This is a genomic window from Burkholderia sp. Bmkn7 (assembly GCF_041103175.1).
GTDB classification, from domain to species: Bacteria; Pseudomonadota; Gammaproteobacteria; order Burkholderiales; family Burkholderiaceae; genus Burkholderia; species Burkholderia cepacia.
In genome coordinates this window covers 2,322,186-2,337,933 of the sequence record NZ_JBGCUH010000002.1, presented here as the reverse complement: position 1 = coordinate 2,337,933, position 15,748 = coordinate 2,322,186, and the positions used below count along the sequence as shown (strand labels likewise).

Sequence of the window (15,748 nt, the reverse complement as noted above, 5' to 3'; positions counted from 1 at the left end):
CTGACCGATCACCGGTCGTTGCGCTTCTTGCTCAGCTCGATCGTCTCGAACAGCGCGTAGTCGGCGGTCGGGTGCTGGTCGGCGCCCGGCGCGTGGTAGTAGCGCATCGTGATCGTCGTATGCCCGCCCGGCTTGCCCGGGTCGTGGTCGAACACGGCAATCCCGTAGCCGGTGCCCGTATCGCGACGCGCGGACCAGATCGCATCCTCGAGTGCATCGGCCGGCTGGCGCACGAACGTATTCGGCGCCGTGCCCGGCACCGGCCGGTTCGGCTTCGTGAACACCTTCGCCCGCGCAAAGCCGGTTGCCGGGTTCTCGCCGTATACGTCGAGCGGCGCGCTGGTGCCGCCGCCGCCCAGGATCAGGTGGATCGTGCCGTGGCTCGTGTCGAACGTCGTGCGGTCCGGGTCGTTCGATCCGACCGGGCGCGGCTGCAGCGTCTCGACCACTTCGCCGGTCGTCGCATCGACGCCAGCGTGGTGATTGCAGCCGCGTACCGGGTAGCTGCGCTCGTAGTCGTGATCGTGGCCGCACAGCACGAGGTCGACGCCGTAACGGTCGAACAGCGGCAGCCATGCTTCGCGAATGCCCTTGTCGGAACCGTTGCCCGTCTTCGACGAACTGAGCGCGTCCTGGTGCATCTGCACGACGATCCAGTCGATGTCGTCGTCGTGCGCGGCATGACGCAGCGTGTGTTCGAGCCAGCGCGTCTGCTCGCCGTTGCTGTAGCCGCGCACGTAGAACGACGTACCGGGCTCGATCGGCGGGCGGCCCGTGCTCGCGGCCGGCACGAGCGGCGCGGGGCCGCCGACGAACGCGGCGGCATCCTGGTACACGACGTCGTCGGCGTCGAGCGACACGAACAGCACCGAGCTCACGCGGAAGCTGTACCAGCGGCCCGGGAAGCGCGTGCCGTTCTCCGGCAGCGTATAGCGCGCGAGATACGAGTCGAGCCCCTGCGGACCATTGTTGAACTCGATCTCATGGTTGCCGGGGCACGGCATCCACGGACGATTCGCCGCCGACGTCTGGTTGTTGTTGCCGAAATCGCGCCACACCTCGGGCTGGTGCGCGGGGTTCAGGTTCGCGTAGCAGAGGTCGCCGTTCAGCAGGTGGAACAGCGGCTGGAACTGCTCGACGGCCTGCACCGCGAAGCGGCTCTGCGGCGACGACAGCACCCACGCACCGTTCGGCGTCGCAAGGTCGCCGTAGCTCGTGAAGCGGAACGGCGCGCGGCCGCGCGGTGCGGTCGAGAAATTCGCGGAGAACGGCTGCGCGGCATTGCTGTCGTTGTCGGCCGTGATCTCGTAGCGGTAGCGCGTATTCGGCTTCAGGCCGTGCACGCGCGCGTGGTACGCGAACACGGTCTCGCCGTTCAGGCCGTCGGTGTACAGGCGCTGGACGCCATGCACGGTGCGCGGCGGCTCGCCGTCGGCGACGATGCGCGCGCGCGGATTGACGGCCGACGCGAGCGATGCCCACGAGATCACGACTTCCGACGTCGGGTCGTTGCCCCACGTCAGGTGGACCTGTTCGGGTGTGCCGTCCGGGGTCGACGCGGCGGCCCGGGCTGCCGCGAGGCCACCGGCGGCGGTGGCGAGGCCGGATACGCCGGCGAGTTTCAGGAAGCCGCGGCGCGAGACGGACGCGGCGGGCTCGTTCGGCTGGATCGGGGAGTTGTCCTGGTTCGACATGGTCGGTGTTTTCGTGGGTGGAGACGCGAGATGCGGAACCATCCGGCCGCGCGTGAGCGTGGCCGGGGCGTGGGCCGGAAACGAGCGGGATCCCGGTGCCGGACATTGTCGGAGCGCAGTTTTGCCGGGTTGTGACAGCACGGCAGCCCCGCGGGAACCCCGGCACCTGCCGAGCTTGCGGATCGGGGCATCCCATCCGCGCCGACGCGCGTCCGCTTCGCGCCGATATTTATTTGCCGACATCGCGACGGATTCTGATCACTCGCGCCGTTTAACGCATGAACGGCCGCTTCCGGTCGATACCTGCCACATCGGAGTCTTTCATGAAGCTTTCCATCCCGTTGCGGTTTGCCACGGCATGCGTGGCCGCGCTGGCTGCGTCCGCTGCGTTCGCGCAGGCCGTCATCGTCGCGCCTTACGCGCCGCCGCCGCCTCGCGTCGAAGTGATGCCGGCGCCGCGCGCGGGCTATGTGTGGGACCAGGGCCACTGGCACTGGCGCCAGGGTCGTTATGTCTGGATTCCAGGCCACTGGCAAGTGGTTCGCGTCGGTTATCACTGGGTGCCGGGCCACTGGGCCGCGCGCGGTCCGGCGTGGCGCTGGGTTCCGGGTCATTGGGCCTGATGCGCACGCCGTCGCACGGCACGCGGTGCCGGCGCGGCGGCGCCTTCCCGCAACGTCATGAGTCGCAGCCATGCCCTTTCGAACCGTGGTGATACTGGCAGCCGCAGCCATCGTGCTGGCCGGCTGTGTCGTCGTGCCGGCGCGTCCGGTCTATTACCGGCCCGCGCCGGTCGTCGTATATTGAGCGCGCCGGCCGCCGCTCGCGCGACCGGGCGGCCGGCATCCGATCGAACCGATCGACACGATCGCCATGCGGCCTGAAACGGATGCCGATGAAACGGACCTTGCCGATGCCGTGCGCGATGCGTGCGGCGATCCCGAACCGCCAGCGTGGCGGGGCCGGGTAATGGCGCGGCGCATGCAAGGAGAGCACGACGATGAGCTTCGGTCTGACGGCGGGCGCATTGACGAACGCGCCGCGGCACAGACGCGCGATGCGCTGGAGCGCCCCGCGTTGAGCGACGGCGATCCGGACGCCGCGCTGGTGGCACGGGTCGGCGCGCGCGACGCGTCGGCCGTGCGCGTGCTCGTCGCGCGCAAGCTGCCGCGGCTGCTCGCACTCGCGACGCGCATGCTCGGCGACCGCACGGAAGCCGAGGACGTCGCACAGGAGACGTTCTTGCGGATCTGGAAACAGGCGCCGGGCTGGCGCGAGGGCGAGGCACGGTTCGACACGTGGCTGCATCGTGTCGTGCTGAACCTGTGCTACGACCGCTTGCGCGGCCGCCGCGAGGAACCGGTCGACGTGTTGCCCGACGTGCCCGATCCGCAACCGGAACCGGCCGCCCGCGCGGAGACCCGCTCGCGCGACGCGCGCGTGCGGCAGGCGCTCGCGGCGTTGCCGGCGCGGCAGCGCGAAGCGCTCGTGCTCCAGTACTATCAGGACATGTCGAACATCGAGGCGGCCGACCTGATGGGCATTACCGTCGACGCGCTGGAAAGTCTGCTTGCGCGCGCGCGGCGAAACTTGCGCGCGCAACTGGCCGGCGATTCACCTAGCGAGGACATCCGATGACACCCGAACGATTTCGTACCATCGTCGCCGCGTACGGCTCGGATGCGCGGCGCTGGCCGGACGGCGAGCGCGCGGCTGCCGAGGCATGGGCGCGCGCGCATCCGGGCGACGCGCTGGCGGCGCTGGACGAGGCCGCCGAACTCGACGCGTGGCTCGCCAACGATACGGTCGCACCGCCCGCGCCGGCGCTCGTCGAGCGCATCGTCGCGACGGCGCCGGCCCCGGCGCCGCGGCGCACGCGGCGGCGGGGCACCGTGTGGTGGTCGGGCGCGGCATTCGCGGGCGTGGGCCTTGCCGGCGCGCTCGCGGGCGCGGTGGCCGTGTCGATGCTGATGCTCGGGAGCGTGCCGCCCGCGCACGAGCAGGGCTACCTGACAACGACGTTCGGCGGACCGAGCGTGGACTGGAGTGATGAATGAGTGAGCGTGGCTGGAAATTCGTTCTCGTCGGCTCGGTCTTGCTGAACGTATTCATGCTCGGCGCGATCGGCGGCGGCGCGTATCAGTGGTTCTCGACGCATCGCGACCTGCGGGCCGCGGGCGCACCTGCTTCGCGCACCGCATTGCGTTTCGCCGCGGACGAGTTGCCGGACACGCGCCAGCAGGAATTCGCCGCCGCGCTGAAGGCGGCACGCAAGGACGGTCGCGATTTCGCGCGGGAAGGGCGCGACGACCGGATCACCGTGCTGGATCTGCTCGCCGCGCCGCAACTCGATCGCACGGCGATCGACGCCGCGCTCGACCGCACGCGTGCGGCCGATACCGCGCTGCGTGCGCAGGTGGAGCGCAGCGTCGTCGATTTCGCGGCGACGCTGACGCCGGACGAGCGCGCGAAGTTCGTCGACGGGTTGCGGCGTAGCGGCAATTGGCGGTTGCCGCCGAAGTTGCAGAAAAAGCAGGGCGAGGCGGGGAGTCAGTAAGGAAACGCGGCGCGGGGGACGTGCGGCGGCGCGCCTTTCCTGCGCTGTGCAACGCCTACGCGGAACACCGGTCGGCAATGCTTTCAGGTACGCGTTCGTGAACGATCGCAACGCGACCACGGCCACGTGACGCGACGGAGACGTTCAACGTGCCAGCATCCAGGCGGAGATCGCGTCGACCACGCTGCTCTCCAGGCCGTTGAAGCCGTGATAGGCGAACGCTTCGCATGGATCGCCCCGGGACGTGCCGCCCGACACGATCATCCGTTCGGCCTTCGGCGATGCATCCAGTTTCTTCAACAGCGTATCCGTGTCGGACACGGGGCAATGCTTGCAGCCGTCATCCTGGTGATGAACGACGAGCACCGGAATCCTGAGGCTGGCGAGGTTCATGTCGGTGACCGCGGTACCGCCTCGATCTTCACGGAGGATCGTGGACGTCAGCACGATACCGTCCGGCCCGCCGCCGCCGGCCAGCGCGATCGCAACGGCAGCCGCGGACTGGGTGCCGCGGCTTGTCCCGACCAGCCAGACCGGCACGTGCAGTTGCTCCCTCAACCACGCGATCACGGCACGCGCGTCGTCGGCGTGTTCCTTCGAGAGTCGAAAGCCGTTGAGGTAGGGCGCGGATTGCCGGTCGCTCGGTGCATCGATGACCGCGACAGCGATACCGTCATTCACGAACAGCTGCCTGGTGCGGACGAGAAAGTTGCCTGCACCCCATCCGAAACGGCCGGACGGGTCCAGTTGCAGCCCGCCGTGTCCGCCGGCGTAAAGGATGGCCGCGGCTTTCGGCGCATCCGGCGCGATGAAGAGAAACCGCTGGGTGACCCCGGGGCGGGTCGGGACGTCGACGACCTTGGGCTGACCCTGCGCGTGAGCGGGATAGCCGTGCAGCGCCAGCACCATGGCGAGCAGCCACGCGCGTGCGAACCGATCTGCAAAGGCGACAACGGGAGCCGGCAGCAGGATGGCGAGCAGCTTGGTCATGGCCGATCTCCGGTGGCGTCGAATTCTTGTTCGGGGCGGGACGACGTTACCTCCGTGACCCGGAGCGATACATTCCATTGAGTCTAGGCCGCTTTCCGGGAACGGCAAGCGCCGGGCGGATATGGGCGACAAGGCGGCATTCGACCCGTCCAGGGTTTCGGCCGACGCACGATCCGGCCGGTCCACGCCGGTCAGGCGGGTGAAAGCCTGTCGGCCGAATGTCGAAGCGTGTCCGTCCCTCGGCGGGGCACGGTGCCGCGTTGCGGCGGCTGAGCGATCTGTCGATGCGTTGCCACCGTCGGTCGAATCCGCGCAGGAAACTCGAACGGCGACACACACGCATTGAAGTCCACGCCGGAAACTCGCACGCCGACACACACGTTTTCAACCCCGCGCGCCAAACCCGAAATATTCGTCTTCCCGGCGACGGATTTCCCGCCGGCCGACGTTTAACACGGGTACGCATCGCACGAGCCCCGCCATGGACCACCCGAACGACATCACCCCGGCCGCCATCGCGCTGAACCGCTTCGGTCTCGGCGCGCGGGCCGACGAAGCGCCGCCTGCCGACCCGAAGGCGGCGCTCGTCGCGCAATTCGACCGTTACGAAGTACGGCCGGCCGCGTGGGCCGGCGAGCCCGACGCGGTGGCGCTCGCCACGCGCTTCGCGAACGCGCGCAATGCGATGACCAGCGAGGATCCCGCAACGAAGCGCGCGACCGAGCAGTCGATCCGGCGTGACGGCAACGACACGTATCGCAGTGCCGTCGTCGCGCGGGTCAACAGTGCGTTGAACACGCCCGCGCCGTTCGTCGAGCGTCTCGTGCACTTCTGGGCGAACCATTTCGCGGTATCGGTCGACAAGGGGCCGGTGGCGGCCTACGCGGGCGCGTTCGAACGCGACGCGATCCGCCCGCACGTGCTCGGCCGTTTCGAGGACATGCTGGTCGCCGTCGAGCAGCATCCCGCGATGCAGCTGTTCCTCGACCAGGCGCGCTCGGTCGGCCCCGACAGCCCGGCCGCGCTGCGTGCCGAAGCGCGCAATCCGTCGGGCCGACGCGGGCTCAACGAGAATCTCGCGCGCGAAATCATGGAGCTGCACACGCTTGGCGTACGCACGGGTTATACGCAAGCCGACGTGACGGAATTCGCGCGCGCGCTGACCGGCTGGAGCATCGTCGGCGGGCGCGGCCCGCAGCCCGGCGATGCGGCGCCCGGCGCGTTCGTGTTTCGCCCGAAACTGCACGAGCCCGGCGTGCGGACCGTGATGGGGCGCAGCTACGACCAGCCCGGCGAATCGCAGGCCCGCGCGATCCTGCACGACCTCGCGCATTCGGAGGCGACCGGTCGGCATATCGCGTTCCAGCTCGCGCGTCATTTCGTCGCCGACAATCCGCCGCCCGCGCTGACCGACCGGCTCGCCCGCGCATTCGACGCGAGCGGCGGCGATTTGCCGACCGTCTATCGCGCGCTCGTCGACGCGCCCGATGCGTGGTCGCCGGTCAACCGCAAGTTCAAGACGCCGTGGGAGTGGGCCGTTTCTTCGCTGCGCGGGCTCGGCTGGCACGACACGGGCGACCTGAAGGCCGCGCCGCTGCTCGCGCAGCTCGGCCAGCCGGTGTGGCGGCCGGGCTCGCCGGCCGGCTACGACGACGTGGCCGCGAGCTGGGCCGCGCCCGATGCGCTCGTGCGCCGCGTCGAGCTGGCGCAGCGGCTGGCCGCCCGCACGGGCGACCGGCTCGATCCGCGCACGCTCGGCAACACGTTGCTCGCGGGTTCGTTGAGCGCGCCGACGGCGACCGCGCTGTCGCGTGCCGAAAGCGCGACCACATCGCTCGCGTTGCTGCTCGTATCGCCCGATTTCCAACGGAGATGACCATGGCACTGTCCCGCCGACAATTCCTGCGCGTGGCGGCCGCCGGCGCCGGCGCGATGCTCGTCGCGCCGCGAATCGTGTTCGCGAACGTCGAGACCGACCGGCGCTTCGTGTTCGTGATCCAGCGCGGCGCCGCCGACGGCCTGAACACCCTGGTGCCGTATGCCGAACCCGCATATGCGTCGCTGCGCGGCCCGCTGGCGATCGACACGGCGGCCGCGACGCGGCTCGACGGCACGTTCGCATTGCATCCGTCGCTCGTGCAGACCGCGCAGTTGTACCGCGACGGGCAGGCGCTGTTCGTTCATGCGATCGCGTCGCCGTATCGCGACCGCTCGCATTTCGACGGCCAGAACGTGCTCGAGACGGGCGGCCGTGCGCCGTACCAGGTGAAGGACGGATGGCTGAACCGGCTCGCCGCGCTGCTGCCGGCGACACGCGAAAGCGCGATCGCGTTCGCACCGACCGTGCCGCTCGCGCTGCGCGGCACCGTGCAGGCGGCGTCGTACGCGCCGTCCGGTTTGCCGGCCGCACCGGACGACCTGCTCGCGCGCGTGTCGGCGCTCTACGAGGCCGACGCGCAGCTCGGCCCGTTGTGGCAATCGGCGATGGATGCGCGCGGCCTCGCCGGCGATGCGCATGCGCGGCAGGATCCGGCGGGTGTCGGCAAGCTCGCCGCGACGTTTCTCGCTCGCGACGACGGTCCGCGCATCGCGATGATCGAAACGGGCGGCTGGGACACGCATAGTGCGCAGAACGCACGGCTCGCGAATCAGCTGAAAGCGCTCGACACGATGCTCGCCGCGCTGCGCGACGGCCTCGGGCCCGCATGGCAGCAGACCACGGTGCTGGTGGCGACCGAGTTCGGCCGCACGGCCGCCGCGAACGGCACGGGCGGCACCGATCACGGGCAGGCGTCGGTCGCGATGCTCGCGGGCGGCGCGGTCGCGGGCGGCCGCGTGATCGCCGACTGGCCGGGTTTGCGGCCCGGCGACCTGTACGAAGGGCGTGACCTGAAGCCGACCGCGTCGCTCGACGCGCTGATCTCGGGCGCCGCCGCCGAAAGCCTGCGGCTCGATCCGCACCGCACCGCGTCCGCGCTGTTCGCCGAAAGCGGCGCGATGCGGCCGATGAGCGGGCTGATTCGCGGCACGGCGTGATGCACCGGGTTGCCGCTTCCGCGCCGATTCATTCACGACACAAAGGGAGAATGCAAGATGATGAAGATCCGCTCCGTTTCGCTCACCGTGCTGGTAGCGGCCAGTGCGACGTTGATGTCCGCCTGCGTGGTCGAGCCCGTGCGGCCGCCGCAGCCGGCGCCGGTCGTCGAGGTGCCGCCGCCGATGCCCGCGCCGGGCTATCGCTGGGCGAAGGGGCATTACCGGTGGGCCGGCAATCACTGGGCGTGGGTGCCCGGGCACTGGGTGGGCGTGTACTGATCGGGCGTGACGTGCCGCGCGGCGTGCGGCGAGGGTGCGGGGAAGCGGCGCTGCGTATTGAACTGCGATGCGCGTTGCCCTAAGCTGCCGGATCGTGGCGACGGGCATCCGGCGACGCGCATTCCCGTTCGTCCGCCACGGCGAGCCGATCCGCGGCCGCCGGTTTCTTCGTTACGGCACCCACATGAAAGCATGGCTCGTTGCGCTGGCCGTCGTCGCCGGCATGACCGGCGCGCACGCCGCGTCGTTCAACTGCACGAAGGCGTCCACGTTCGTGGAGCGTGAAATCTGCACCAATCCGACGTTGTCGCGTCTCGACGATGCGCTCAACGCGGATTTCCAGCACATGCTCTACGACTTCAGCAACTATCCGGTCGAGGATCCGCCCGAGTACGAGCAGTTCATGGCGACGCAGAGGGCGTGGCTGAAGACGCGTAACCGCTGCACGACGACGCAGTGCCTGATCGACAGCTACCGCAAGCGCATCGACGTGCTGTGCGGCCAGATCGACGTGCCGGCGAAAAGCGACCGCGCGAAATGCCGCAGCAACGGCGGCCTGGGCGGGCTCGAACTCGATCACTGAGCGCCGGCGTGGCGTGCGAGCCGGGAGCCGCCAGGCCGGTGCGCGCCTACCATCCGATCCGGTGCTTCTCCTCCGTCTCGCGATGCCGCCAGTCGTCGTCCGCATGCAGGTACTGGCTCGTCGTCGTGAGCGACGCGTGGCCGAGGTTGTCGCGCACGAGCCGCAGGTCGACGCGGCCGTCGGCCATGTGCGAGCCCGCGCTGTGGCGCAGCCAGTGCGCGGATGCCTGTTCGAGCACGCGTGCCTGCTGCTCGCCGGCTTCGCCGTTCGCGCGCAGCCGGTCGGCCGCATGCCGGAACACCTGCTTCACGATCCGGTGCAGCGCCGCGCGCGTGAGCGGCTTGTACGCCTTGCCGACCGGCAGCACGAGCGGCGTGGACTCGCCGTCGGACGGCAACGCGGGCAGGCCGTGCGCGCGCCGGTAGCGCGACAGCTCGGCCATCATTTCGTCGGTGGCCGGCACGAGCCGCTGCCGGCCGCCTTTGCCCGTCACGTCGAGCCACCAGCGGTCGCGCCCGTCCGCGTCGCGCCGGCAGAAGAACTGGCCCATCGTCGTGTCGGCCGCTTCGGTGATGCGCAGCCCGCCGAGATACAGCAGCGTGAACAGCCACCGCGCGCGGTCCGCATGGAAGCCTGCCCGCGCGTCGTCGCGCGGCATCGCGGCGATCGCTTCCTTGACCGACTGCCACAGCGGTGGCCCGAGATGGCGCGTGACGCGCGGTGCGGGCCGGCGTTGCCGCTGGCGCGACAACGCGAGCGGATTGCCGGCCAGGTAACCGGCCTGCACGAGCCACGAGAACATCACGTTCAGGATCACCAGCGCCTGCCGCTGGCTGGCCGCCGACAGCGGCCCGTAGAACGGCCGCCAGCGCGGATCGTCGCGCGGATGCTTGCGTCCGCCGTTCGCGCACCACAGCTCGGCCGGCGCGGGCGCGAGCAGGAACTGCCGGTAGACGATCAGATCTTCGTGCGTGAGCGACGACAGCGGCTTGCCGCACGCGATCACGGCCCACAGCAGCAGGCGCTCGGCTTCCTTGCGGTAGTTCTGGAACGTGGTCGGTGTATCGACGAAGCGCGCGAGCCAGGCGCGCACCGCGTCGAGGTCGTTGGTCGCGGCAATCTGCGGATGCGTGCCGGTCGAGCGGTTGGTGCCCGTGCGTCCATCGAGCGCGGCCGGCACGGTCAGCGCATCGATCGGCAGCGGGCGCAGCGCGGTGTCGGACGGAACGGGTGAGGTCATGCGAAGCGGGGTGCGCTGAGCGGATCGTACGCGTGGAGACGGGCGGACGAACGCGGCGCGATCAGGCCAATCGGGAAGCGTCGATGGTACACGATCATCACACGGTGAACCCGCCGTCGACGGCGATTGCCAGACGGGTAATGAAGCGCGCGGCGGGCGAGCACAGCCGCGTCATCGTTTTCGCGATGTGGCGGTGACTCGCCGCGCCGCGCCATCGGCGTGGCTGGTGTGCGTTGCGCGTTGTCGTCGCGGTTTTCCGGGCGGCCGGTGCTCGTCGAACGGGCATTGCCGCCGTGGCACACGCGGAAACCGCACTCGATTCCGTCGGGCGTGCGCAGGCCCGTGCTGGGCGAGATACGACGGCGGGGCCGCGGGCGCCGTGGACATTCGGGTTGTCTCCTGTTGCGGGCACCGGGCCGGCAGGGCTGAACAGGCCGCGTCGCCCGGCGCGCGTGTGCGAGCAGCTGGCGGTGATGCGCGCGGCTGAACCGGATCGCGGTAATGTACCGGCGCGCGCGGCGTCCCACGAATGAAGGTGGCGGCCCGATTTCTGTAAGGTGTTTGTGAACTTTCTTGCGGCGAGGGTTTCTAATCGGCCCGCCAACGCTTCCTGAGGAACATCAGATGATTCGCCAATCCAGAACGCTGCTCGGCGCGGCCGTCATTGCCGGCAGCACGCTCGTCGCCGGATGCCAGACCGACGCGGTCGCCACGGCGCCGAACGCGGTGCGCCCGGCCGACGACGGCAAGCCGGTGGCCAGGACCGTCCAGGTCGCGCCGCAATCCGCGCGATGCACGGGCGTCGCGCCGATGGAGTGCCTGCAGGTGCGAAACCGCCCGAACGAGCCGTGGAGCCTGTGGTACGCGGGCATCGAAGGCTTCGCTTACCAGCCCGGATACCTGTACACGCTCGAAATCGACGAATACCGCGTGGCTCAGCCGCCGGCCGACGGCTCGTCGATTCGCTGGGTGCTCAAGCGCGTCGTCGAGCGCCGTCAGGTGAACTGACGGCCGCGCTCACGCGGACGGGCGCGCTGCGGCACCGGCCGCCGGCGCGACCGTGTCGATCCGCCGGAACACGACGGACGACAGCAGCGTCACCCCACCCATGCACGCGAACGACAGCATGAATCCGTGCGCCATCGAGCCCCGGTAGGCGCCAAACAGGTTGACGAGGCCGCCGCCGATCGACACGCCGAGCCCCATCGCCAGCATCTGCATCATCGTGAACAGGCTGTTGCCGCTGCCGGCGTCGGCATGCGACAACCCCTTGAGCGTCACGCCGTTCATCGCCGCGAACTGCATCGAGTTCGCGGTGCCGAACACGATCAGCAGCGCGCTTTCCAGTAGCGGCGCGGGCCGCACCGACACCAGCGCGAACCCCGCGATCGCGCACCCGACGATCCCCGTATTCACGACCAGGAACGCCGCATAGCCGAAGCGCTTCACGAGCGGCGCGATCCAGCGTTTCGCGATGACCCCCGCGATCGCGGCCGGCAGCATCATCAGCCCCGATTGCAGCGGCGTATAGCCGAGCTGCACCTGCATCAGCAGCGGCAGCATGAACGGCACCGAGCTCGTGCCGATCCGGCACAGCAGGTTGCCGAGCAGCCCCGAACCGAAATTCGGCTCGCGGAACAGCCCGAGCCGGAACAGCGGCTGCGCGCGGCGCCGCGCATACGGCAGGTACGCGAGCGCGCTCGCCAGCCCGAGCGCCGCGAGCCCGGCCGCCCAGGCGGCGCGATGCGCGGGCATCGGCGGGTCGATCGCGAGCGACAGCGCGATCATCGCGACCGACAGCAGTGCACAGCCGACGAAATCGAAGGGCGGCGGTTGTGTCGCCTGGTCGTGCGGCAGGTAGCGCTGCACGGTGAGGAAGCCGACCACACCGACCGGCACGTTGACGATGAACACCCAGTGCCACGAAATCGCCTGCGTGAGCCAGCCGCCGAGCGTCGGCCCGACGATCGGGCCGAGCTGGCCTGCGGTCGACACGAACGCGATCGCCGCGACGTACTGTTCGCCCGGCACGCGGCGCAGCACGGCGAGCCGCCCGATCGGCAGCAGCATCGAGCCGCCGATGCCCTGCAGCGCGCGCGCGGCGACGAGCTGGCCGAGCGTATGCGACGCCGCGCAGGCGATCGATGCGAGCACGAACACGAGAATCGCAATCGAGAACACGCGGCGCGTGCCGAACCGGTCGGCCAGCCAGCCGGACGCCGGCGTGAGCATCGCCATCGTCAGCGTATAGACGACCACGACGGGCTGCATCGCGAGCGGCGACGCGTGCAGGCTTTGCGCGATCGAAGGCAGGGCGGTGTTGACGATCGTCGTGTCGAGCGACTGCATGAAGAACGCAGCGGCGACGATCCAGAGCAGCGCGGAGTGTGTGGGTTCCCGGGACATGGCGAATTCGATGGTGCAAAGGCCGGCGCGGGCGGCGCGTCGGCACGGCGCCAGCCGGTCTTCAAGCGCACGATGGTACCGATTCCGGCGGTCATCGGGAAGCTGCCTGATGACATTGACTGTCATCGGAAACAACGATGACAATGCGGGATGCTCAATCCCGTCTGGCTCAAGACGTTCGCGACCGTCACGAACTGCCGCAGCTTCACCGAAGCGGGCCGGCAGCTCGGGCTCAACCAGTCGAGCGTCAGCGAACACATCCGTCGTCTCGAGGAAAGCGTCGGGCGGCGTCTGTTCGTGCGCGACACCCATTCGATCGCGATGACGGCCGATGGCGAGGCGCTGCTCGTGCATGCGAACGTGATCCTGCAGGCGCTGAACCGCGCGGAATCGCAATTCCGCAAGCCGAGGCTGCAGGGCCTGGTGCGGCTCGGCGCGCCGGACGATCTCGCGCTCGTCGCGTTGCCGGACGTGCTGGCCGGATTTCGCGCCGCGCACCCGGACGTCGCGCTGGAGATCACCACCGGCATGACGAGCCGGCTCTACGAAGGGCTGGACGCGGGGGCGCTCGACCTGATGATCGGCAAGCGGCGGCTCGGCGAGCGGCGCGGCACGCCGCTCCTGCGCACGCGGCTCGAGTGGGTCGCGCGGCCCGGCACCGTCGTCGATCCGGAGCGGCCGCTGCCGCTCGTGTTGGTCGCCGAGCCGAGCGTGACGCGCGCGATCGTCCTGAACGCGCTCGCCGAGAAGGGCATCGGCTGGGAAGTCGTGTGCTCGAGCAGCAGCCAGCCGGGCTGCATCGCGGCCGCGCGCGCGGGGCTCGGCTTGACCGCGACGTCGCACTATTTGTCGACGGGCGGGCTGGCGCCGCTGGTCAACGGCGGCGCGCTGCCCGTGCTGCCCGACATCGAATTCATCGCACTGGCTGCGAAGCGGCTCAGCCAGCCGGCGCGCACGCTGCTCGAATTGCTGGAAGCGAGCGACCTGAGCACGCCGGGCGCGAACGCGTAACGGGCTCGCCACGCGCGACGCGCCCGGCTCCGGCGCCCGCGCAACGCGATGTGATGTGCTCCGTCACGCGGCCATCATGCGACCGTCATGCGGCCCGCTTCTGCGAAATCACCAGCAGCGCGCCGTTCTTGTCCTCCAGCACCGCACGGTATTCGTGCGGCCCGGCCTGCACGGGCACGCGCACCGACGCGCCGGCCTTCACGACCCGCGCCATCGCCGCATACAGGTCGTCGTCCTCGTCGACGCGCAGCGTGAGCGCCGCGCGCTCGACGATCTGCTCGTCGCCCGCGACCAGCGCGATCGTCAGCGGGCCGCCGTCGAGCGCGCAATAACGATCGCCGTCGCGGAACTTCACGTTCAGGCCCAGCCCGTCGACGAACAGCGGCAGCGCCGTATCGATGTCGTCGACGGGATACAGCAGCATCGAAACCTTCATCCCGGATCTCCCTTGTCTTGATGTGGGCGGCGTGCAACGTGCCGCCGTTCGATGCTAGCGCGCCGTTCGCGCGCTCACGCAGTCCGATCGGATGACCGTGAAACCCCTCTGTCCCCGCACGCGTGCCGATACTCCGAACAGACGATGCCCGCGCCCGGCCGCGCGCCGACACTCCCATCCGTGGACCGTCGCTATTCGTCCGTATCGTGCGGGCGGGCTGCGCGACCCCGACTCGTCCAACATACATGGAGACGCACGCAATGAAGTTTTCCCTCATCTACGAAGCCCAGACCACCGACGCATCGCGCGAGGGCGACCACCGGGTGTTCAAGGAGACGGTCGAACAGGCGCTGCTTGCCGAGCAGGTCGGCTTCGACACGATCTGGTGCGTCGAGCACACGTCGCTGACCAACTATGCGCACATGAGCGCGCCGGAAACCTTCCTTGCGTACCTGGCCGGCCGCACGACGCGCATCGGCCTCGGCCACGGCGTCGTGTGCCTGCCGCCCGCGATGAACCACCCGATCAAGGTCGCCGAGCGCGTCGCGCTGCTCGACATCCTGTCGGGCGGCCGCGTGCATTTCGGCGTCGGCAAGGGCGGGAGCCAGCAGGAAGCCGGCGCGTTCGGCTACGACCTCAACGAGCTGCAGCCGATGATCGACGAATCGATGTACCTCGTGCCGAAGATGTTCGTGCAGGACGAGATCGAGCACGACGGCAAGTACATCAAGATCCCGAAGCGTCCGATCCACCCGAAGCCGTTCCAGGATCCGCACCCGCCGATGTACCTCGCGTGCACCAACACCGACGCGCTGCTGCGCGCCGGCCAGCGCGGGATGGGCGCGCTGGTGCTCGGTTTCGGCGGCCCCGATGAAGTCGCGAAGAAGAACGCCGTGTATCGCGAAGCGTGGGCGAACCGCAAGCCCGAAGACCAGGTCGGCTTCCGCCCGACCCAGCACCTCGCGGCGCTGTGCCCGACGGTCGTGATGGCCGACGGCCAGGCCGCCCGCAAGATCGGCATCCGCGGCCAGCGCTACTTCATGGAATCGCTCGCGTACTGGTACACGGGCGGCGAGCGTCCGGACCCGGCGAAGTGGGGCGACGACCTCGTGCAGGCCGACACCGGCGAGATGGTGATCCGCTCGCGCTTCGCGTCGGAGGAAGTCGTCGTGAACTTCGCCGATCCGGCGCTCGCGATGATGAACCCGAACCACGCGTACGGCACGGTGGACGACTGCATCGGCTATGTCGGCCGCCTGCAGGAAGCCGGCGTCGACGAAGTGCTGTTCCTGTGCCAGATGGGCACGGTGCCGCACGAAGCGCAGATGGAGACGATCCGCAATATCGGCGAGCACGTGATCCCGTTCTTCAACAAGGAGAAGGAGCGGGCCTGCGCGTAAGGCGGGGCGGGCCGCGCCCGTCGTCCCGTCCGGTCGGACGATGCGGCGCGGTCGCGCGAAGCCGACCATCGGTGGTGGCGAGCATCGCCCGCGGCCAGGCCGCGCAGAACAACTTT

16 protein-coding genes are annotated in these 15,748 nt (G+C 69.7%); 11 read left to right on the top strand and 5 right to left on the bottom strand.

Translation table 11 applies throughout. The features are described 5' to 3' along the window. Positions 1-8 precede the first annotated feature (8 nt). On the bottom strand, positions 9-1,694 hold the full coding sequence (locus tag AB3K92_RS16395; protein WP_059498566.1) for a metallophosphoesterase family protein: 1,686 nt from the start codon (positions 1,692-1,694) through the stop codon (positions 9-11). Between the two features lie 323 nt (positions 1,695-2,017). Between AB3K92_RS16395 and AB3K92_RS16390 the strand changes: the two genes are divergently transcribed. From AB3K92_RS16390 to AB3K92_RS16375, 4 genes are all read left to right on the top strand, one after another. Next, positions 2,018-2,317, top strand: coding sequence for a YXWGXW repeat-containing protein (locus AB3K92_RS16390; RefSeq protein ID WP_027791779.1), 300 nt, complete (start codon positions 2,018-2,020; stop codon positions 2,315-2,317). Between the two features lie 250 nt (positions 2,318-2,567). Continuing rightward, positions 2,568-3,332, top strand: a complete 765-nt coding sequence (locus AB3K92_RS16385) for an RNA polymerase sigma factor (RefSeq protein ID WP_081052779.1) — start codon at positions 2,568-2,570, stop codon at positions 3,330-3,332. Further along, entirely contained in the window at positions 3,329-3,751 is a 423-nt protein-coding gene (locus tag AB3K92_RS16380; RefSeq protein WP_021162949.1) for a hypothetical protein, read from the top strand. Before AB3K92_RS16385 ends, AB3K92_RS16380 begins: the two co-directional genes overlap by 4 nt. After that, on the top strand, positions 3,748-4,251 hold the full coding sequence (locus AB3K92_RS16375; protein WP_226165256.1) for a periplasmic heavy metal sensor: 504 nt from the start codon (positions 3,748-3,750) through the stop codon (positions 4,249-4,251). Before AB3K92_RS16380 ends, AB3K92_RS16375 begins: the two co-directional genes overlap by 4 nt. 144 nt (positions 4,252-4,395) lie before the next feature. On the opposite strand, the gene AB3K92_RS16370 is transcribed toward AB3K92_RS16375, so the two are convergent. Next, a complete protein-coding gene (locus tag AB3K92_RS16370) occupies positions 4,396-5,241 on the bottom strand; it encodes an alpha/beta hydrolase (RefSeq protein ID WP_369465431.1) in 846 nt (281 codons plus the stop codon). 481 nt (positions 5,242-5,722) lie between these two features. Here AB3K92_RS16370 and AB3K92_RS16365 point away from each other — a divergent pair, with 481 nt between their 5' ends. The 4 genes from AB3K92_RS16365 (at position 5,723) to AB3K92_RS16350 (ending at position 9,139) form a co-directional block, all read left to right on the top strand. Beyond that, positions 5,723-7,117, top strand: a complete 1,395-nt coding sequence (locus AB3K92_RS16365) for a DUF1800 family protein (protein WP_059864064.1) — start codon at positions 5,723-5,725, stop codon at positions 7,115-7,117. Further along, positions 7,114-8,277 (top strand): DUF1501 domain-containing protein, encoded by a 1,164-nt coding sequence (locus AB3K92_RS16360; RefSeq protein ID WP_175852910.1) that lies wholly within the window; start codon positions 7,114-7,116, stop codon positions 8,275-8,277. Before AB3K92_RS16365 ends, AB3K92_RS16360 begins: the two co-directional genes overlap by 4 nt. A gap of 60 nt (positions 8,278-8,337) precedes the next feature. Next, positions 8,338-8,556 (top strand): YXWGXW repeat-containing protein, encoded by a 219-nt coding sequence (locus AB3K92_RS16355; protein WP_027791772.1) that lies wholly within the window; start codon positions 8,338-8,340, stop codon positions 8,554-8,556. Positions 8,557-8,740: 184 nt separating this feature from the next. Then, complete coding sequence (locus AB3K92_RS16350) at positions 8,741-9,139, top strand: lysozyme inhibitor LprI family protein (protein WP_021162957.1); 399 nt, start codon at positions 8,741-8,743, stop codon at positions 9,137-9,139. 46 nt (positions 9,140-9,185) lie between these two features. Here the strand turns inward: AB3K92_RS16350 and AB3K92_RS16345 are convergent, their stop codons facing one another. Continuing rightward, the gene (locus AB3K92_RS16345; protein ID WP_369465430.1) at positions 9,186-10,379 is read right to left on the bottom strand and encodes a tyrosine-type recombinase/integrase; all 1,194 of its coding nucleotides are present in this window, start codon (positions 10,377-10,379) and stop codon (positions 9,186-9,188) included. A gap of 624 nt (positions 10,380-11,003) precedes the next feature. Between AB3K92_RS16345 and AB3K92_RS16340 the strand changes: the two genes are divergently transcribed. Further along, entirely contained in the window at positions 11,004-11,387 is a 384-nt protein-coding gene (locus AB3K92_RS16340) for a DUF4377 domain-containing protein (protein WP_059588922.1), read from the top strand. Positions 11,388-11,396: 9 nt separating this feature from the next. Here the strand turns inward: AB3K92_RS16340 and AB3K92_RS16335 are convergent, their stop codons facing one another. Next, positions 11,397-12,785, bottom strand: coding sequence for a DHA2 family efflux MFS transporter permease subunit (locus tag AB3K92_RS16335; protein WP_059622818.1), 1,389 nt, complete (start codon positions 12,783-12,785; stop codon positions 11,397-11,399). Between the two features lie 150 nt (positions 12,786-12,935). Between AB3K92_RS16335 and AB3K92_RS16330 the strand changes: the two genes are divergently transcribed. Beyond that, positions 12,936-13,796, top strand: coding sequence for a LysR family transcriptional regulator (locus tag AB3K92_RS16330; RefSeq protein WP_021159414.1), 861 nt, complete (start codon positions 12,936-12,938; stop codon positions 13,794-13,796). Between the two features lie 85 nt (positions 13,797-13,881). On the opposite strand, the gene AB3K92_RS16325 is transcribed toward AB3K92_RS16330, so the two are convergent. Beyond that, complete coding sequence (locus tag AB3K92_RS16325) at positions 13,882-14,232, bottom strand: VOC family protein (RefSeq protein ID WP_011355015.1); 351 nt, start codon at positions 14,230-14,232, stop codon at positions 13,882-13,884. Positions 14,233-14,492: 260 nt separating this feature from the next. On the opposite strand from AB3K92_RS16325, the gene AB3K92_RS16320 reads away from it, so the two are divergent. Beyond that, positions 14,493-15,632, top strand: a complete 1,140-nt coding sequence (locus AB3K92_RS16320) for an LLM class flavin-dependent oxidoreductase (protein ID WP_011355016.1) — start codon at positions 14,493-14,495, stop codon at positions 15,630-15,632. Positions 15,633-15,748 lie beyond the last annotated feature (116 nt).